Below are 18,920 nucleotides of genomic sequence, written 5' to 3' on the forward strand. Positions count from 1 at the left end.
AGAACCAGGTTACCCCTGGTTCTTTGATTTTAATAAAGGGTATAATGCTTTTTCGATCGTTTGAGCATTTTTTTCGGTAATTTCTTTCTTTCTCGGAATCGCCTGGTAGACCCCTTCAGGATCATGCCACGTTTTTATCAGTGGAACAGGGGATGCAGGCTGCCATTTATTCAGCCACTCAGCAGGGAGCTCGTCAGATTCAGGAAATCTTCCTGTCATTTCCATCCATATACGCGACCAGGCTCTCGGTACTACCCGCCATATGTCATATCCGCCGCCACCTACAGCAATCCATTTGCCGCCACAGTATTCATGGGCAAGCTGGTGAGCGAGTTTTGGAATCTCTTCATATATTTTCATTGTAGAAGAGAGGTGGGTAAGCGGGTCAAGACAATGGGCGTCAGCACCATTCTGTGTGAGAATAACATCAGGTTTGAAAAATTCTATTACTTCCCTGAATGAACGCTCATAAGCTTCGAGGAAAGATTCATCCTCAGTAAAAGCATCAAGCGGTATATTAAAGGAACATCCATAGCCTTTACCATGTCCGCGTTCATTTATTGCTCCAGTGCCCGGGAAAAGATACCTGCCTGTTTCATGTATTGAAAGCGTACAGGAAGAGGGGTCATCATAAAACGACCATTGTACACCATCTCCGTGATGAGCATCTGTATCAATATAGAGTACACGTGCATGATATTTTTCCTGCATATAACGAATGGCAACAGAGCTGTCATTGTAAATACAGAATCCGGAAGCTTTTCCTCTGAAGCCGTGATGCAGACCCCCACCCAGGTTTACCGCGTGAAGAGCTTTCCCCTCCATCACATAGTCAACAGCTGTCAGAGTACCTCCAACGAGTCTCGCGCTTGCCTCATGCATGTCTTTAAAAATAGGTGTATCTTCTGTACCAAGTCCGAAATTCTCTGCTTTTTCTTTTGATAATTCACCATTTCCAGCCATCCTGACTGCTGCAATATATGCTGAGTCATGAATCAGATTCAGTTCATCATCTGTTGCCATTCTGGGTGGTACAATGTCTGATTCGTTTATTGCGCCAGAAAAAGTTAATAGGTCCAGTGTCAGCTGCAGTCTTTTTTGATTAAAAGGATGGTCTTCCGAGAAACGATAGTTTAATAGTTCATCAGAATAAATAAAGACTGCATCTTTTTCTACAGTGGTGAGCTTGGAAGGTTTGGCCATAATACTTCATGCCCTTCTGCGCGCAAATCTTCAATGACAGACATTGGGTTCATTGTTTGTACGCGGAATACTAAAACTTTGTATTGTTCATCATGCTGATCAGGGTAGACCAGAACTGAATGAATATTTGAATGATTTTTACGGATGATGCCTGCGACTTCATACAGCATGCCCTGCTTATTAGGAACTTTGACTTCAATTTGCGATCCGGGCTGTGTAGCACCGGTTAATTGGACCAGAGTGTGCAGAACATCTGTTTCAGTAATCATGCCGACCAATTTATCTTCACTGACTATGGGTAAGCACCCAATTTTTTCTTCCATAAACAACACAGCGACCTCTTCAACAAAGTCCAGAGGGTGCCCGGTTATCGCGGGTGTGGTCATGATATCGAGCACTTTAGTATCATACAGCTTTTTACTTTCGGCCGGCTGAAAGGGAGAAGGTGAAAATTCTTTTAAATCTCTGTCAGATATAATTCCTACAACTTTTCCGGTTATATCTATTACAGGAAGATGCCGGACTTTTTCAATGTTCATCAGTTCGAGTGCTTCTGCCAGTGTGGAGTCCGGCGAAAGTGTATGTACATCACGTACCATCATATCTTTAATGATCACTGGTCATTCCTCCTAGTACATAAATCGATTCATAAATCTGAGCTGATCGAATTTCTGAATAGCTTCAGGATCTATCCTTTTACCGATTCTCGCCATCAGACAGTTTGCAGGATGTGAACTGATTTCAGGATCATCAGTTGCAAAATACTCCAGACCGCCGGCGTTCATCATTTTTTCCATTATTTTTCGGTAATCCCAGACATTTAATCCGGTTCCTTTTAAATCCCAGTGCCAGTAGTATTCAGTTGTAATCACAATATAATCTTCCATCGCATCATCCATCATTGATACGCGCAGCAGATTTTTGCCCACAGATGCACCACGGTATTTGGGGATTACTTCAATCGCACCAAGTTCAATCAGGTTATCCATTTTACCCTGCGACCATCTTTCAAGCGGATCGGGATATAGATAAGTAACATAGCCGACAATTGTATTATGTTCCCTGGCAATTAAAATTCTGCCTTCAGGGAGACCGGCAATTTCTATCAGTGCCTTATGCTGCTGTGCAGGTACTCTGAATGCAACAAGGTCTTCGTGAAACTCCATTGATGAAAGCTGATCTTTAGATACAGGACCTTCAATCATGATCGTGCCCTTAGCCGTTTTCAGTTCTTTTGCGTTGTATAGTTTCGGATGATCCATTCACTGTCACCTACATTTCATAGTAATCCTACTATATAGCATACCCTAATTATAAAAGCGCTTTCAACAAAAAGAAGGAGTTTTCATATACGCCTCGTGATAGAATATTAAAAAAATTGAGATAACAATGGAATTGTACTATACTGTAAAAGAACTTGTACATAGGGGGAAGATAATATGAAATTGGAAGCGCTACCAGCAGTTAAAGGGGACTATAATCTTCAAAACTATGAATCTGCAGTTGAATCATTTGACTGGAGCGAGGTAGAGAAAGAATTTTCATGGCATCATACTGGCAAGATCAACATGGCGTATGAAGCAATCGACCGTCATGCCGAAGGAGATAGAAAGAATAAAATCGCACTATATTACCGTGATGCAAACCGCAATGAAAAATATACTTTCAGAGAAATGAAAGAAATGACGAATAAAGCTGCAAACGTTTTAAAGAGCCAGGCGGACATTGAAAAAGGAGACCGTGTATTTATTTTTATGCCGCGCTCACCTGAACTATACTTCGCTTTACTTGGCGCACTGAAAATAGGTGCAATTGTAGGTCCGTTATTCGAAGCATTTATGGAAGGCGCAGTTAAAGACCGTCTTGAAGACAGTGATGCAAAGGCAATCATTACGACGCCTGAATTGCTGGAAAGAATACCGGTTGATGAATTGCCAAATCTTAAGCATGTTTTAGTAATTGGAGACGGTGTTAAGGAAGAAAAACAGTATATCGATTTCATGAAACACTTTAACGAAGCTGACCGTTCATTTGATATTGAATGGCTTGATCAGGATGATGGATTAATTTTGCATTATACATCAGGTTCAACGGGTAAACCAAAGGGCGTACTGCATGTGCAGCGGGCGATGATGCAGCATTATCAGACTGCCAAGTGGGTGCTGGATCTGAAAGAAAATGATATTTACTGGTGTACTGCAGATCCCGGCTGGGTGACAGGAACTTCTTATGGAATTTTCGGACCATGGCTGACGGGAACGACATCTGTCATTGTTGGAGGACGTTTCAGTCCTGAAGCATGGTACCAGACACTTGAGGACTTTGAAGTCACTGTATGGTACAGTGCGCCGACTGCTTTCAGAATGCTGATGGGAGCAGGAGATGAACTCGTCAAAAAATACAATCTTTCGAACCTTCGTCACGTACTCAGCGTAGGAGAACCGCTCAACCCGGAAGTAATCAGATGGGGAATGAAGGTGTTTAACCACCGTATTCATGATACGTGGTGGATGACTGAAACAGGTGGCCAGATGATCTGTAATTTTCCTGCTATGGAAATTCGTCCAGGATCAATGGGCAGACCTGTGCCTGGTGTCGAAGCAGCCATTGTAGATGATCAGGGGAATGAGTTGCCTGCTAATCGCATGGGTAATCTCGCATTGAAAAAAGGATGGCCTTCCATGATGTATACAATCTGGAATAATAAAGAAAAATACGATTCTTACTTTATGCCGGGTGACTGGTACGTGTCAGGAGATTCCGCATATCAGGATGAAGATGGCTACTTCTGGTTCCAGGGTCGGATTGATGATGTCATTATGACGTCTGGTGAGCGAGTTGGTCCATTTGAAGTAGAAAGCAAACTTGTTGAACACCCGGCAATCGCAGAAGCCGGTGTCATCGGTAAGCCGGATCCGGTTCGCGGAGAAATCATAAAAGCATTTGTTGCGCTGCGTGAAGGATATGAAGCAAGCGATGAATTGAAGGAAGAAATCAGACAGCACGTGAAGAAGGGGCTGTCAGCACATGCTGCACCTAGAGAAATAGAATTTAAAGATAAACTTCCGAAAACTAGAAGTGGTAAGATTATGCGACGCGTGCTGAAAGCATGGGAGCTTGATCTGCCTACTGGTGATTTATCTACAATGGAAGATTGATATATTAAAATCCGTCCTGTTATGCAGGGCGGATTTTTTTGTGGGATAAAAAAAACCAGGACTGCATTTGCAATCCTGGCTAAAAGTATTACTCTTCATCTTCACCGTCTCCTGGAGGGTCTTCCTCAGCTGGAGGTTCTTCTTCAGCAGGAGGCTCTTCCTCAGCTGGGGGTTCTTCCTCGGCTGGAGGTTCTTCTTCAGCAGGAGGCTCTTCTTCGGCAGGGGGTTCTTCTTCAGCAGGAGGTGAGGTAGTCCCACCGTTACCGCCGTTATTGCCGCCGCCACTACTATTGCCATTTCCGTTACCGCCATTGTTATCACCGGTTACGGGTTCTTCAGGTTCACTTGGCTCAGGATCAGGGGCTGGCTCAGCTCCAATTCGCACTTCATTAGAACGTGCTGATTCTTTACCTGCTACGTCAACTGCAACGACCTGATAAATTCCTGCAGGCAGATTAGCTGATCTTGAGTCGTCGAACTGTCTGATTGCAGCTACACTGTTACCTGAATAGACTCTGTATCCAACAACATCACCGCTTCCGGAACCAGTCCAGCTTAACGTATTGCCTGAAGAGCTGGCTGAAACTCCCGCAGGGTTACTGCCGTCATCAGATAATCTGTTATTTGCTACAAGCATGTTATCAAAGAAACTGTTGTTCTCTGGGAAAAGTTTTGAAGCATCTCCTCCATAAGGGAATAACATTTCTTCAGCAAAGTCGGGACTCAGAATTGCTCCTGTTGATGAAAACTCAGCTGGTGTTGAAGCAAGAGCAATATAACGCTGTCCGTTTTTAACAACATATTTTGAGGTCTCAAGACCTGCTTCTTCACCTGAAGGGCTCCACGCAGTTGTGAACAAGTCAGATGTGACAAGTCCTGCTGCTGAGCAGGCCTCACCAGCAGGGAGACCTGTAAACGTACAGAATGATCTGTTTACAACGCCTTCAGGCTGCTGGAAAGTATATTCTGGGTCAATGAGATCTGTTCTGAGTTCATTTACACGGTTCATCATGTTGGCCCATAGGTTGATAGCTCTGACGGAACTCTGATATCTTAAGGTTTTCGGTGTGTCATAACCAAGCCATACTCCGAAAGTGACTTCCGGATTAGAAGCGATAAACCAGTTATCTTTCGTATCCTGTGAAGTACCTGATTTTCCTGCCCAGTCAGTAGAAAAGTTCAAATATCCTGGTGCAGATCTGCCGGATCCGATTGAAGTCAGTGTATCTCTCATCATATCAATCGTGACATAGGCTGTTGCAGGTGAAAACATTTCTTTAGGTGCAGTTTCATGTTCAAAGATCAGATTTCCATCTCTGTCAACAATCTTTTCAATCATAAATGGCTCGTTATACTGTCCATAGTTAGCAATTGCAGCATAAGCCGAAACATTTTCTTCTACTGTAATCCCTTGATTCATCCCGCCAAGTGAAAAGGCCGGATAACTGTATTCAACATCTTCAATTCCCTGTGGGTCAATCACCTCAATAAATTCTCCAGGGTTGTAACCGCTTTGCAGCATTCTACCATACAGCCTTGCAGCTGAAAGGTTATGTGATGCAGCAAGAGCAGTTCTTGCCGGGATAAGACCATATTCTCTGGAAGATACAAAGTTCAATGGCTCCCATCCATTATAGTTAAATTTCACATCTGCTAATGGGGTGCCGGCACCAATTAATCCGTACTCAATCGCTGGTGCATAAACTGCTAAAGGTTTAATTGTTGAACCGCTTGATCTGTAGGATTGAGTCGCATGGTTCAGGCTCATCCGCTCATGATTACGTCCACCTGTGAAACTGATAATTCTGCCGGTGTCGTTATCCATAAGTATTGCCCCAGTCTGTTCCTGCTCCATGACAGGAACAAATTGACCTTCTTCAGCGTCCCACTTTTCGCCTTCTCTCTCTTCATCAAAACGGTCGTAACTATTTTTCACTTCTTCCATTGCATCATAGACTTCTTTATCAATAGTAGAGTGAATCTGATAACCGCTCTGACGCATATCTCTTGCAGCCATAAGCGAATATTTTTCAATCAAAGTTGCACTAGCATCAACCTGATCGCGGGAATAACCATCGTTTTCAGCCAAAACATATGTCAGAATCTCTTCTGCACGACGCTCTAATTCTTCAGTTACATAAGGGTATCTTTCAAGTGCACCGGATGCGGGCTCTTTAAAGTCCTGTGTTAAATCATACGCAACCGCTTCATCGTGTTCTTCCTGAGTAATGGCTCCGTCTCTGAGCATTCTCGAAAGTACTTCATTTTTACGTTCTTTACCCGGCTGCAGTGCTTCTACTGATTTTAATTCACCGCCATTTGTAAATGGGGTATAACCAAAAGGTGCCTGTGGAAGGCCGGCAATAAACGCAGCCTGTGGAAGTGAAAGCTCACTTGCACTCACACCAAATAATCCCTGGGCTGCTGTTTCTACCCCGGCGATATTTCTGCCGGAAGCGTTTCTGCCCATATCTGCTACATTAAGGTAAGCTTCCAAAATTTCATCTTTTTCAAAGAATCTTTCAACTCTTAATGCCAATAGAATTTCTTTTGCTTTACGATCAAAAGAAACTTCGTTGGTTAAGACCTGATTTTTAATCAGCTGTTGAGTCAATGTACTTCCGCCAGTCTGATTAGCCGCATTTGTTACTTCCTGAAAAATCGCACGCATAATCGCTTTTGGTACTACGCCATCGTGCTCCATAAAATATTCATCTTCAGTAGCAATGACTGCATCAATCAGCATTGGAGATACATCTTCCAGTGATACCTCATCTCTCTCAAGATCTGTTCGGATCTTACCGAGGTATACATCATTGGCAAAATATAAATCTGATGTTTCAGTGTAATTATAAATATTTTGTTGCAATGACTCCTGTGACAATACTTCTTCGTCTTTAACGAGAGAAGCAAAATATCCTGCACCTACACCACCGGCAAAAGCAGCACCTATTACAACAAAAATCATAAGTAATAATAATAAGTTCCAGAAAACCTGGTAAGATGTATGCAGTTTTCGTGGCAAACCGATCCGGGTTGAAGCTTCACTCCATCCGGCGATACGCTCGCGAAATGATTTATTTTGGTCTGACAATATCGATCATCCTCCTTGCAGCATCCTTAAGATTATAACATATTTTATACATTTGAAATGTAAATTTAACGAGTTTAATAGTGGGATTAAAGCTTGACAGATGATTTTTATTTGTGCTAAAACTATCTTTATTAAAACGTATATTAAATGCTTTGAAAAGAACGAAGTAGAGAACCTGAACGTACACTCAGAGAAGCGGTGGTTGCTGCAAACCGCTACGGAAGGTGATTGAATTACATTCTTGGAGCAGTTTTTCCTTAGCTGGAAGAACCGGAGAGATCCGTTAAGTCAACGAAGTGAGGGAGAGTTAAACTCTTCTTAAGCTGGGTGGTACCGCGCATAAAAGCGTCCCTGCATGATGTGCAAGGGATTTTTTTATGCGATTTTTTATATAGAACGGATCAATTGAAGGAGGAAGAGCAATGGATTTATTACAGGATTTAAAATGGCGTGGAATTATTTATCAGCAGACAGATGAAGCTGGTATGGAAGAGTTGTTAAATAAAGAATCTGTGTCACTATACTGTGGTGCAGATCCAACTGCTGACAGTCTTCACATTGGACACCTTTTACCATTTCTTACGATGAAAAGATTTCAGAAGCATGGACATCGTCCGGTCGTACTTGTAGGCGGTGCCACAGGTCAAATTGGTGATCCGAGCGGTAAGAAAGAAGAACGTCAGCTCCAGACACGTGAACAGGTTGAGTACAATGTGGAAGCAATTAAAAAACAGCTGGAAAAGTTATATACAGCTGAAGGTGACAATAAAGCAATTATGGTAAACAACCTGGATTGGATTGGACAGATTGAGATGATTACTTTCCTGAGAGACTACGGAAAGTATATCGGTGTTAATTACATGCTTGCAAAGGATACGATTTCTTCCCGGCTGGAAACGGGTATCTCCTACACTGAGTTTACGTATACGTTACTTCAGGCAATGGACTTTAATCATTTATATAAAGAATTTAACTGTAAGCTGCAAATTGGTGGCAGCGATCAGTGGGGAAATATCACAACAGGCCTTGAATTAATCCGTAAAATGAATGATGAAGATGCAAAAGCATTTGGGATGACTATACCGCTCGTAACAAAAGCAGACGGCACGAAATTCGGTAAAACCGAGGGGGGTGCAGTATGGCTTGATGCAGACAAAACCTCACCTTATGAGTTTTACCAGTTCTGGATCAATACTACTGATGCTGATGTCGTAAAATACCTTAAATTCTTTACTTTCCTAAATAAAGACACAATAGAAGGCCTTGAAAAAGCAGTTAAAGAAGAACCGCATCTGCGTGCAGCCCAAAAAGCGCTTGCAGAAGAAATGACAAAAATGATTCACGGTGAAGAAGCGCTTGATCAGGCAAAGAGAATTTCTGCAGCACTGTTCAGCGGGGACTTACAATCATTGAGCAGTACAGAAATACGTGAAGGTTTTAAAGATGTTCCAACTCATAAAGTCGAAGAAGAACAGTCAATTAACCTTATAGACGTTCTTGTTGATGCAAAAATTTCATCTTCAAAGCGTCAGGCACGGGAAGACGTAACCAACGGCGCGGTATATATTAATGGTGAAAGAGTACAGGACCTCGGTTTCGAACTTGACGCTACAGTCAGACTCGACAACGAATTCACCATCATCCGACGTGGGAAGAAGAAATACTTTATGGTTCAATACGCATAATAACAAAATTCTCTATTAGCATCCGATTTTAATCGGGTGCTTTTTATAATTAATTACATAATACACACTCAGCTGCCCCCGCGGAGGACGGAGACTACCGCCCAGGGGCAGGAAAGCGCAGTCCTCCATGGGGCAGCGTTTTTACATTCTATTTGTTTAAGACTTTGTCAAAGTCCGTTTTTGTTTCTGCACAGCTGGTGACTGGAGCGAAAGGGGGTGACTCCTGTAGCAGGAAGGGACAGGTGAGACAATCACGGCGAAGCACAGCTACGGAAAGCGTCCCCCTGAAGCGGAAATCAACAGCCAACTTTAACAGAGCTTTGTTTAAAAAAATCAGTGGAAGGAAATGTTAGTACTATTGAGAAAAGGAGGTTTTTGGAATGGGAGAATCATTTATTGACCAGTATATAATCAACCAGTCCTATTGGCTTGAAGACGGAGTGCCGGACGCTGAGAAATTATCAGATCATCATGAGACTGATATTCTGATCGCAGGAGCGGGTATTGCAGGTATTACTGCCGGACTGCTTCTTGTCAAAGAAGGTTTTAAAGTCACTATTGCTGATGCCAATCGCGTTTTTCAGGGAACAACCGGATATACAACCGCGAAAGTAACAGCTCAACACGGGATGATATATGATCAATTTTTGACGCAGCATGGGAAAGAAAAAGCAAAGCTGTACTATGAAGCTAATAATGAAGCGATGAACTGGATGAAACAAAAAATCAGTGAATTAGAGATTGACTGTGACTTTAGTATTCAGGAGGCCGGTGTCTTTACTATTGATCAGCCAGAGCAGCTTGAAAAAGAATGGCAGGCATATCAAACCCTAGGCATTCATGGGGAATTTACAGATGAAATGCCATACGATTTAGGTGCTGCTGCAGTATTGAAGATGCCGAATCAATTTCAGTTTCACCCGGTCAAATACTTAAAATCGCTGCTTAATGAATATGTAAAACTCGGTGGAAAGATTTATGAGAAAACCCGCTTGGTTGAGGCTGATGAACATCGTGATGGAGTAGAAGCAACAACCGAAGATGGTTATGTAATTAAAGCGAAAAAACTGATTGCAGCGACCCACTTTCCCTTTGTTGATTTTAAAGGCCTTTATTTTTCCCGACTAAAACCTGAGCGCTCATACACTTCTGCTGCAGTAGTGGAAGATACTTTTGCTGAAGGCATGTATATCAGTGCGGAAAGTCCAACGCGTTCGATCAGAACGACTCCATATAAAGATGGTAAAAAGCTTTTGATTATTGGAGGAGAAAGTCATAAGACCGGGCAGGATAATATTGAAGGGAGCAGGTACCAGCGTCTTGAATCATTTGCTAAAGCGGAATTCGGGGTTACAGACTTTAAATATCGCTGGTCTTCACAGGATCTGTTTACAGTCAGTGGCATACCTTATGCAGGACGAGTGACTGGGCACCACAATCACATTTATATTGCGACCGGATTTAGAAAATGGGGCATGACAGGCGGTACGGCTGCCGCACATATTTTAAAGGATTTAATCACACACAAACACAATCGCTTTCAGGAACTTTTTGATCCAACAGACCATGATGTTTCATCATCAATTGGAACGTTTGTCAGTGAAAATGCGAATGTGGGGGCGGAGCTTGTAAAAGGAAAGTTAAATCGTCCATATAAAACTGCAGACGATATTTTAAAAGGAGAAGGCGGACTTATTCAGAGTGATAGCGGTAAGACGGGGGCTTATCGTGATGAAGAAGGAAGGCTTCATAAAGTCGATATTACGTGTACGCATATGGGATGTGAATGTGCATGGAATCAGGACGACAGATCATGGGACTGTCCATGTCACGGCTCCAGATTTTCTTTTGATGGTGCAGTTCTTGAGGGGCCGGCAGTAGAGCCCTTAAAGAAAAAATAAAAATCCCACTCTTTTGCGGGATTTCCAGCTTAAAGCTCCAGGAAAACTGGAGCTTTTTTCTACTCATCACCAAACGCTTCAGGAAGCATCTTAAATCCGTCAATTTCTGCATCTTCTTCAATTTCGATCATGATACACCGTTTTCCTTTATAATCTACCTGACGGACGTACTGCAGGTCCTGCGGGCTGATCGAAATGTTCGCGATCATGGTCTGGATTTTAATTGATTTCGTTTTATACTTAGGTACAATACTTCCGGCTTTGAATTCATAAGCTTCATTATCAGTGATCAACTGGAAGGCTTCTTTAATTTTATCGCCCTTTACTTTTTCACCGCTATTTGTTAAAACGCGTTCTACATCTTTGTAATCCAGCTTGGGTGGTTCATCTTCTTCATTCTCTTCAATTGTAGTATGTATTTCATTATACACTTTTGCTAGAGTAGAAGGAGAGAGGCGGTCACCCACGACACTTTTGATGACCTCTTCAAATACTGCTTTATCTTCCTGAGCTGTCATAATCTCATCGCCATTTAGTACTTCTTCAATAAAGTGGAAATCAGGTTCATTCGCTTTAGGTGCTGCATAAAGGACGTGATTCACATCTGAAGCATGATTTGTAATTGCCGGGAACAGAAAACTGGTCATTGGATTTTTAAGGTCTATAACAGGATCAACTTCTACTTTGTATTTAAATTCTTTTTCGATGTAATCAAACTGGATCTCCTTTTTAGGTTCTTCAGTTCTGTTGATCGTACATAATGTGAACGGATGAGAGTAGACGGTATCGCGGCTGCTGTCATCTGATTCATCACTGCGTTTTCTTGAAGGCTTCATATATTCCCCGCGAATGAATGTGATGACAATATCTTTTTCGAAAGGGTTGGCAATTATTTTTTCAGTCATTAAAAGCATTTGATTCTGCCATTCTTCACCGTCACTCAGTAACCCTTTATGTAAAATCAGCTGACTGCTATTTTCAGCATCTCTCTTAAACTTGAGTTCAAACAGCTTTTCATTCATTTGACCAGTCAGTGCTTTTTTAAAGTTATTCATGAACAGCTCCTGCTGATCACTGTCAAGCATTTCAAAAGGCTGTCTTTGATAATGATAGATATCTGTTGTCTCTTTCATAATATATACATTAAAAATGTCAGACACTCTGAGAAGGTCATTGTCAGGTTTAAATTGTTTGCGGATACCGGCTACATCTTTCTTATCCATATGCTCACTCCTAATGATGGGATATTTCTGTAAAGCACCACTTATCTTAACACATACAATTGATTCATGATAAAAAAGCATAAGAAAAGCCCTTGAAATGTTGGTTAAACATTTCAAGGGCTTCATGTTGTTAATCTTAATTGTTAAAAGATTAACGAGAGTAGAATTCAACGATAAGTGCTTCGTTGATATCAGCAGAAAGTTCAGTACGCTCAGGGAAACGAGTGAATGAACCTTCAAGTTTGTCAGCGTCAAATGATACATATTCAGGAGTGAAGCTGTTAAGCTCAATTGCTTCCTGAACAATGCTCAACTTCTGTGATTTCTCACGAAGGCTGATTGATTGTCCTGGCTTTACGCTGTAAGACGGGATGTCCACGCGTGAACCATCAACAAGAATGTGACCGTGGTTAACAAGCTGACGCGCCTGACGACGTGTGCGTGCAAGACCAAGACGGTATACAAGGTTGTCAAGACGAGCTTCAAGGAGAATCATGAAGTTGTCACCGTGACGTCCAGGAAGTTTAGCAGCTTTGTCGAACAAGTTACGGAACTGACGCTCAGTTACGCCGTAAGAGTGACGAAGTTTCTGCTTCTCCTGAAGCTGAAGACCATATTCTGATAGTTTTTTACGCTGAGTAGGACCGTGTGGACCTGGAGCGTAAGGACGCTTTTCTAATTCTTTTCCTGTGCCGCTTAGTGATACACCAAGACGACGAGACAGTTTCCATGCTGGACCTGTATAACGAGCCATAATTTGACTCCTCCTTGTGTTTTTATTTAGTTGTAAAATAAAAACCATGTGATTAAACCATCAATCGTCATTTTGTTATCTTGCACCATCGCCCTGCAGCAGGGGTTACACGATGCACCTACACAAAGATAGGAACAAAATGAGCCATTCATGTGTTCACAAAAGGCTGCATTATTTTACACAAAGAACATCATACAATTTATAAAGGTATTTGTCAACCTCTTTATTAAATACCTATATAGTAGCATGCAACACTTAATCAAATTTTTTCTAGCTGTTGATTGTAGTGGAAGGCGGAGACTCCCGCCCCGGAAAGAGACAGGTGAGACCCCGGAAGCGAAGCTGAGGAGGCTTACCGCCCGGGGGCAGGAAAGCGGAGTCTTCCACGGAAAGCAACAGCGGTTTACAGAAGACAAATGTTTTAAAGTGTAGGCATTTTTTGCTGAAACTTCTGTTATAAAAACCGGCTGGAATGTATAGTAATACGACTGAATTATGCTATAATTAATATTTGTAAATATCTGAAAAATACATAAACAAACATTGATATTATACCAAAAGAGACGAAGGTGAAGAAATGGATTCTCTGAAACCGTTTATGGACCGATTCAAAGCCGGTGTGTTTGATATTCTTGCTCATTCAATGTCAGGTGAGGTTTCGATCAGTCATTGGTATCGTCAGTTAGCAACACTTCTTAAGGAACAATTTGAAGTTGAGGAAACCTTCTATTTATATAAAGAAGGTGAATGGTTAGTTGAATACACGGACACCAGGAAAGATCGGAAGAAATTCGGTAAGGATATGATCACCTCTATTGGACATGAACCCTATTTTATACTTGAACACAGTGAAGCCATGCTGGAACGGGGAGATATATTAATTCCTTGCTATGACAAATCGACACTAATGGGATTCATTGTCATCAGAACACTGCCAACTGCAATGTGGGCAAAGGACCCTGTTATGGTATCTGTACTGGCGTGTGATACGTCTGTTCTCTATCAAAATGTCAGACGAATGCTTGTTACTGCAACGGAACGTAAGAGATATCACGAACTCTTTGAGGTGACTGAAGCTTTTAATTCTCATATGAACGTGACCCAGGTGCTTGCAAAAATCATACACTCATTAAAAAATACTTTCCCTTATTATACTTTCACATTAATTCTTTCTGATGAACAGGGAGTGGAAAAGGGGCTGCCGATTGAGTATCTGGATTACCAGACAGATAACGAAGCCCTGCTTCATGCATTTGTTTCCTCTGAAATTACGATTGATGACCGGGGAGACCACTCAGCAATGTATTCTCCTTTAAATGGAAAGCAGGGTGTGTATGGTCTGCTGAAAACTGAAGGAACAACAAATAAAGCATTAAAAAAACATGAAATCGAATTTATTAAGATTCTGTCCACAACTGCAGGTAATGCGCTTGAAAATGCGAAACTCTATGAACAGTCGAGGCAATCAATTGAAGATTTGAAATTGATTAATGATCTTTCACACGAATTAAATGCCAACCTGGATATGAAAGAAATGATGAATTATCTGGCAGGTCAGATTAAAAAAGCATTGAATCCTGATGAGACAGGATTTATTTGGGTTGAAGGTGAAGAATGGAAAACGGTAGAAGGCAGCTCAAATTTTTTCAGAACTGAAGAAGGCTGCATTTGTATAGAAGATGTAAAGCAGCAGCTTCTGGAAGGAAATGACGCAGTTTATTTGTCTGACTGCGAGCTTGGGGCTGGGTATTGCTCGCTAATTGCTGTACCGATGATTCATCATGAACAGCTAAAAGGATTTTGTCTTGTGCTTCATAAAGACTCATATGCATTTTCATTTGAGATGTATAAACTCTTCAAATCGATTGTGCACCATTCGGCATTGGCACTTGTAAATGCAATGCTTCGTGTAGAAATGCAGGAAATGATCAATCGTGATCATATGACTGGATTATTTGCACGTCATTACCTTGATCAGACAGTTGAAAAGTCGATGGAAAAAGATAACAAAGGCGTATTTATATTGATTGATATTGATGATTTCAAACGTGTAAATGATACTTTTGGTCATCAAAAAGGGGACCAGGTCATTATTCAGCTTGCAAAGCACCTTACTTCCTTTGGGACAGAAAACAGTGTTAGTGCCAGATGGGGTGGAGAAGAGCTCGCGCTTTATTTCAGCAATATGTCACTGTTTGATGGTGTAGCATTGACTGAAAAATTGAGAGAAACGGTTGAGCAAGCAACAGATCCCGCTGTTACAATTTCCTGTGGCGTATCTAACTGGGATAGAAATAAACCTGATTTAATGATAAACCTTGTTCGACGGGCAGATGTTGCCCTTTATCAAGCTAAAAATTCCGGAAAGAATCAGGTGGCTTATTTAAAGGGAGATGCAGAAAAAATATTACAGTAATGTTTAAAAGGCTGCCAATGGCGGTCTTTTTTAATGAATGTAAGCATTGAAATTATGATAAAAACAAGTAAAATAGGTAATGAAAGCGATTACAAAACAAGGGGAGCTTACAATGCTTAACGACAAAAAAAGATTTGAGACTGAGGTCATCCATAGTGGTTATGATTCAAAAAAATATGAAGGCTCATTAGCACCACCACTTTTCCAGACATCAACCTATACATTTGACCAAGCCGCTCAGGGAGAGAGACGCTTTGCTGGTGATGAAGAGGGCTATATTTACTCCCGGCTGGGAAATCCGACTGTCAAAATACTTGAAGACCGAATGACTGCAATAGAACAAGGCGGAGGAGCACTCGCATTTGGTTCAGGTATGGCGGCCGTTTCTGCAGTGCTTTTTTATCTGCTGAAGTCAGGCGATCATGTCGTATGTTCTAAAGGAGTTTACGGCTGCACATTCGGTTTGCTTGAGATGATGGAAGAAAAGTTTGCGATTACACATGAATTTGCAGATTTATCTTCAAAAGAATCAATGAAAAAATCCATTCTACCGAATACAGCCTGCATTTATGTAGAAACACCAATTAACCCGACGATGGAATTAATTGATCTTGAAATGGTGTGCAGTGTGGCAAGTGAAATGGACATTCCGGTTGTCGTTGATAATACATTCTGTTCACCTTATCTGCAAAATCCGTTAAAAATGGGGGCGGACTTTGTGCTTCACAGTGCGACAAAATATATTGGAGGTCATGGCGATGTGATCGGCGGTTTATTAGTTGCAAAATCTGCTGAAGTGATTGGGGAAATCAGAATGACAACGCAGAAAGATATCGGCGGGATTATGTCGCCATTTGATGCATGGCTTTTGTTAAGAGGCTTAAAAACACTGGCAGTAAGACTTGACCGTCACTGTGATAATGCAGAAAAAATTGCAGACTATTTAAAACAACATTCACTAGTAAGAAACATCTACTTCCCGGGCGATAAAGATCATCCTTCATATGAGATTTCCAGAAAGCAAATGAACAGACCGGGCGGACTGATCTCTTTCAATATAAACGGTACAAAAGAGATGGCCCAGGCATTTATGGATGAACTGAAGCTGGTCAAAATTGCAGTCAGCCTCGGAGACGCAGAAACTTTAATTCAGCACCCTGCAACCATGACCCATTCTGTTGTACCCGAAGAAACGAGAAAAGGGATGGGGATTACTGACACGCTGTTACGACTTTCAGTAGGACTCGAATCGTGGGAAGACATTAAGGATGATCTTGAACAGGCATTCAGTAAAATTGAAGAGAGCGCACCCTTAATAATCGAAAGCAAATAAAAAAACAGCGCGCAAAACGCGTGCTGTTTTTCTTTAGATGTATTCAGATAAGATCGTAGCAAATCTCTCAAGACCTTTTTGGTCTTCTTCATCAAAACGTTTTTTGATTGGGCTGTCAATGTCGAGGACACCAATCACAATCCCATTTTTCTCAAGTGGCACGACAATCTCTGACTGAGAAGCCGCATCACATGCTATGTGTCCAGGGAATGCATGTACGTCTTCAACACGCAATGTGCGATTTTCACCGGCTGCAGTCCCGCAGACACCTTTGCCAAGCGGGATCCTTACACAGGCAGGAAGTCCCTGGAAAGGCCCGAGAACAAGTTCCCCATCCTCCATTAAATAAAAACCCACCCAATTTGTTTGATCCAGAAATTGATTTAATAGTGCTGATGCATTACTGAGATTGGCGATTTGATTTGTTTCGCCCTCAAGAAGAGCACTCAGTTGTTTGTGAAGCATTTCATATTTTTTTCCTTTAGTGCCTTTATAAGTTTCGACATTAAACATCATATCACCCGCTTTATAGATTTAAATTGACCATCCTGTGCGTAATTTGAAGAACAGTTATTAAAGGTGTTACCTGAAGATATCTCGAATTCAATCAATAGAATAATACATGTATAACACAGCAATCAACGTGAAGCAATTATTTGAAAGGGTGAGGAATGATGAACGTGCAGCGTGAGACAAAGTCCGAAGTAATGACAACAGCAGTGGATCTGTTTTTTACTAAAGGGTTTCATGGTACAAGCATCAGAGATATCTCGGCATTAGCCGGAGTAAATGTTGGCACAGTCTCTTACTACTTTTCAGGAAAAAAAGGATTGTTGGAAGAATGTCTGATTGCTTTTTTTGAACCGTATCTGAATGTACTTGAAAGATCATTAAATGAAGTAAAACGTCAAAATAGGAGCGCTGTAATGTCTGCTGCATGTGAAGTGATCAGGTTTCAGCAGCAGCACCACAGGTTTGCACGTTTTGCATGGCGCGAAATTACCCTGGATCATCAATTGATCAGAGAAATGACTGCCTGTTATTTAAGAAAAGAGCAATATCTTTGGAAAATGTTAATGGCTGAGGATATTGAAAAAGGGTACAGCTTCAAACTGTCCCCTTCATTTTTTCTTATTCAATTAAATTCAATGATTACAACGCCTTTTTTACAAAGTCAGACTGTACGTGAACTTTGGCATATTAACACCTCAGACCCATATTTTACCCGTCAATATATTGAAGCCGTGGAAGTATGGTTTAACAGCGTCACATCCTGTTACGGGTTAAGCGCAATCAGTTGATCGGTACCCTGCATGAGTCCGTCAGCCGTATGTGCATCAGATCCATAAACAAGATCGATTCCCATTTTGTAAGCAGCTGATGCGATCGCAGGTGTCGGATATGTCTCCTGACAGTGCGGTTTAACCGTACCTGCACCATTGTAATCAAGTTCCAGCTGATGTAATTTAACGGCGTTTAACAGCTGTTTTATTTCATCTTCATGTGATTCAAGAGGAGGATACAGGCGCTGAAATTTCTTTGCCAGTGTCATATGCCCAATTCTTTTTGGTTTATATGGACCGAGGTCAGCCTGAACTGATTTAAGCACGGTTTGATAATAAAGTGAATGTACCAAGTCAGTTGAGCCGGTCAGGGTTATTAATTGTTCAAATGACTCAGGGCTGTAGTCCATACAAACATACTGACCGCGTGCTTTCAGAAAATGCACTGAGAGAATGGCATCGTCGAGGTGGAATCCATACTGATTCAGAAAATCAATCGTCTGGCTTTCAAAGCCTTCTATATAGTCTATTTCAAGACCTGTGTGAATGCGCAGGTCTTTTTGATATTGTTTTTTTACACTTTCAAGGTCCTGTATGTATTTTTCAAGATCAGCAGGTTTCATTCCACTATCCTGTTCAGGAACAGGATCATTAAATCCTTCGGGTAAAGGAGCATGTTCAGTAAAAGTAATTTCTTCCAGCCCTGACTCAATTGCCTTTTCAGCATACAAAGAAAAAGAATCCTTCGAACCGTGTGGGCAATATGGCGTATGTATATGTCCGTCTCTTTTGATCATTATGATCAGTCCTTTCCCTGACTAAAAAAGTCATGTCAAAAAATCAAGAAAAAACAAGAAATCTCACTTGTTA

At 41.5% G+C, this 18,920-nt stretch carries 14 protein-coding genes and 1 other annotated feature; of the genes, 6 read left to right on the plus strand and 8 right to left on the minus strand.

Going from position 1 to position 18,920, the window contains the following annotated elements:
- Positions 1-9 precede the first annotated feature (9 nt).
- Genes E2626_RS09485 through E2626_RS09495 form a run of 3 tightly spaced genes read right to left on the minus strand, consistent with a single transcriptional unit; the run spans position 10 to position 2,465 of the window.
- The gene (locus E2626_RS09485) at positions 10-1,203 is read right to left on the minus strand and encodes an acetoin utilization protein AcuC (RefSeq protein WP_134381523.1); all 1,194 of its coding nucleotides are present in this window, start codon (positions 1,201-1,203) and stop codon (positions 10-12) included.
- Positions 1,173-1,820, minus strand: coding sequence for an acetoin utilization AcuB family protein (locus E2626_RS09490; protein ID WP_134381524.1), 648 nt, complete (start codon positions 1,818-1,820; stop codon positions 1,173-1,175). The genes E2626_RS09485 and E2626_RS09490 overlap by 31 nt, the downstream gene beginning before the upstream one ends.
- Positions 1,821-1,832: 12 nt before the next feature.
- Positions 1,833-2,465 carry a GNAT family N-acetyltransferase gene (locus E2626_RS09495; protein ID WP_134381525.1) on the minus strand — a complete coding sequence of 211 codons (633 nt, stop codon included), beginning with the start codon at positions 2,463-2,465 and terminating at the stop codon, positions 1,833-1,835.
- A 177-nt stretch (positions 2,466-2,642) separates the two neighbouring features.
- Here E2626_RS09495 and acsA point away from each other — a divergent pair, with 177 nt between their 5' ends.
- The gene (gene acsA, locus E2626_RS09500) at positions 2,643-4,361 is read left to right on the plus strand and encodes an acetate--CoA ligase (RefSeq protein ID WP_134381526.1); all 1,719 of its coding nucleotides are present in this window, start codon (positions 2,643-2,645) and stop codon (positions 4,359-4,361) included.
- Positions 4,362-4,449: 88 nt separating this feature from the next.
- Here the strand turns inward: acsA and E2626_RS09505 are convergent, their stop codons facing one another.
- Positions 4,450-7,455, minus strand: coding sequence for a transglycosylase domain-containing protein (locus tag E2626_RS09505; protein WP_208528135.1), 3,006 nt, complete (start codon positions 7,453-7,455; stop codon positions 4,450-4,452).
- Between the two features lie 143 nt (positions 7,456-7,598).
- Positions 7,599-7,811, plus strand: a binding site (T-box leader).
- A gap of 66 nt (positions 7,812-7,877) precedes the next feature.
- Here E2626_RS09505 and tyrS point away from each other — a divergent pair.
- Together tyrS and E2626_RS09515 are read left to right on the plus strand one after the other, a co-directional pair.
- Positions 7,878-9,140 (plus strand): tyrosine--tRNA ligase, encoded by a 1,263-nt coding sequence (gene tyrS / locus E2626_RS09510; RefSeq protein WP_134381527.1) that lies wholly within the window; start codon positions 7,878-7,880, stop codon positions 9,138-9,140.
- 380 nt (positions 9,141-9,520) lie between these two features.
- Positions 9,521-11,041 (plus strand): FAD-dependent oxidoreductase, encoded by a 1,521-nt coding sequence (locus tag E2626_RS09515; protein WP_134381528.1) that lies wholly within the window; start codon positions 9,521-9,523, stop codon positions 11,039-11,041.
- Between the two features lie 59 nt (positions 11,042-11,100).
- Here the strand turns inward: E2626_RS09515 and E2626_RS09520 are convergent, their stop codons facing one another.
- Complete coding sequence (locus E2626_RS09520) at positions 11,101-12,264, minus strand: DUF4317 family protein (protein ID WP_134381529.1); 1,164 nt, start codon at positions 12,262-12,264, stop codon at positions 11,101-11,103.
- 151 nt (positions 12,265-12,415) lie between these two features.
- Complete coding sequence (rpsD, locus tag E2626_RS09525; protein WP_134381530.1) at positions 12,416-13,018, minus strand: 30S ribosomal protein S4; 603 nt, start codon at positions 13,016-13,018, stop codon at positions 12,416-12,418.
- Between the two features lie 577 nt (positions 13,019-13,595).
- On the opposite strand from rpsD, the gene E2626_RS09530 reads away from it, so the two are divergent.
- Together E2626_RS09530 and megL are read left to right on the plus strand one after the other, a co-directional pair.
- Positions 13,596-15,434 carry a sensor domain-containing diguanylate cyclase gene (locus E2626_RS09530; RefSeq protein WP_134381531.1) on the plus strand — a complete coding sequence of 613 codons (1,839 nt, stop codon included), beginning with the start codon at positions 13,596-13,598 and terminating at the stop codon, positions 15,432-15,434.
- 112 nt (positions 15,435-15,546) lie between these two features.
- Positions 15,547-16,767 (plus strand): methionine gamma-lyase, encoded by a 1,221-nt coding sequence (gene megL, locus E2626_RS09535; RefSeq protein ID WP_134381532.1) that lies wholly within the window; start codon positions 15,547-15,549, stop codon positions 16,765-16,767.
- Positions 16,768-16,800: 33 nt separating this feature from the next.
- Here the strand turns inward: megL and E2626_RS09540 are convergent, their stop codons facing one another.
- A complete protein-coding gene (locus E2626_RS09540) occupies positions 16,801-17,280 on the minus strand; it encodes a GAF domain-containing protein (RefSeq protein WP_134381533.1) in 480 nt (159 codons plus the stop codon).
- A 161-nt stretch (positions 17,281-17,441) separates the two neighbouring features.
- Here E2626_RS09540 and refZ point away from each other — a divergent pair, with 161 nt between their 5' ends.
- Positions 17,442-18,068, plus strand: a complete 627-nt coding sequence (refZ, locus tag E2626_RS09545; RefSeq protein WP_166786787.1) for a forespore capture DNA-binding protein RefZ — start codon at positions 17,442-17,444, stop codon at positions 18,066-18,068.
- On the opposite strand, the gene hisJ is transcribed toward refZ, so the two are convergent.
- Positions 18,044-18,847, minus strand: a complete 804-nt coding sequence (gene hisJ, locus E2626_RS09550; protein ID WP_134381535.1) for a histidinol-phosphatase HisJ — start codon at positions 18,845-18,847, stop codon at positions 18,044-18,046. The two genes, refZ and hisJ, sit on opposite strands and share 25 nt — an antisense overlap.
- Positions 18,848-18,920 lie beyond the last annotated feature (73 nt).

Origin of the sequence: Jeotgalibacillus salarius, assembly GCF_004405125.1 — a bacterium.
Lineage (GTDB): Bacteria > Bacillota > Bacilli > Bacillales > Jeotgalibacillaceae > Jeotgalibacillus > Jeotgalibacillus salarius.

Excerpts from the sequence above, each read along its gene's own strand:
- E2626_RS09485 (WP_134381523.1), bottom strand. The coding sequence starts at position 1,203 with ATGGCCAAACCTTCCAAGCTCACCACTGTAGAAAAAGATGCAGTCTTT.
- E2626_RS09495 (WP_134381525.1), bottom strand. The coding sequence starts at position 2,465 with ATGGATCATCCGAAACTATACAACGCAAAAGAACTGAAAACGGCTAAG.
- acsA (WP_134381526.1), top strand. The coding sequence starts at position 2,643 with ATGAAATTGGAAGCGCTACCAGCAGTTAAAGGGGACTATAATCTTCAA.
- tyrS (WP_134381527.1), top strand. The coding sequence starts at position 7,878 with ATGGATTTATTACAGGATTTAAAATGGCGTGGAATTATTTATCAGCAG.
- E2626_RS09515 (WP_134381528.1), top strand. The coding sequence starts at position 9,521 with ATGGGAGAATCATTTATTGACCAGTATATAATCAACCAGTCCTATTGG.
- E2626_RS09520 (WP_134381529.1), bottom strand. The coding sequence starts at position 12,264 with ATGGATAAGAAAGATGTAGCCGGTATCCGCAAACAATTTAAACCTGAC.
- rpsD (WP_134381530.1), bottom strand. The coding sequence starts at position 13,018 with ATGGCTCGTTATACAGGTCCAGCATGGAAACTGTCTCGTCGTCTTGGT.
- E2626_RS09530 (WP_134381531.1), top strand. The coding sequence starts at position 13,596 with ATGGATTCTCTGAAACCGTTTATGGACCGATTCAAAGCCGGTGTGTTT.
- megL (WP_134381532.1), top strand. The coding sequence starts at position 15,547 with ATGCTTAACGACAAAAAAAGATTTGAGACTGAGGTCATCCATAGTGGT.
- E2626_RS09540 (WP_134381533.1), bottom strand. The coding sequence starts at position 17,280 with ATGTTTAATGTCGAAACTTATAAAGGCACTAAAGGAAAAAAATATGAA.
- refZ (WP_166786787.1), top strand. The coding sequence starts at position 17,442 with ATGAACGTGCAGCGTGAGACAAAGTCCGAAGTAATGACAACAGCAGTG.
- hisJ (WP_134381535.1), bottom strand. The coding sequence starts at position 18,847 with ATGATCAAAAGAGACGGACATATACATACGCCATATTGCCCACACGGT.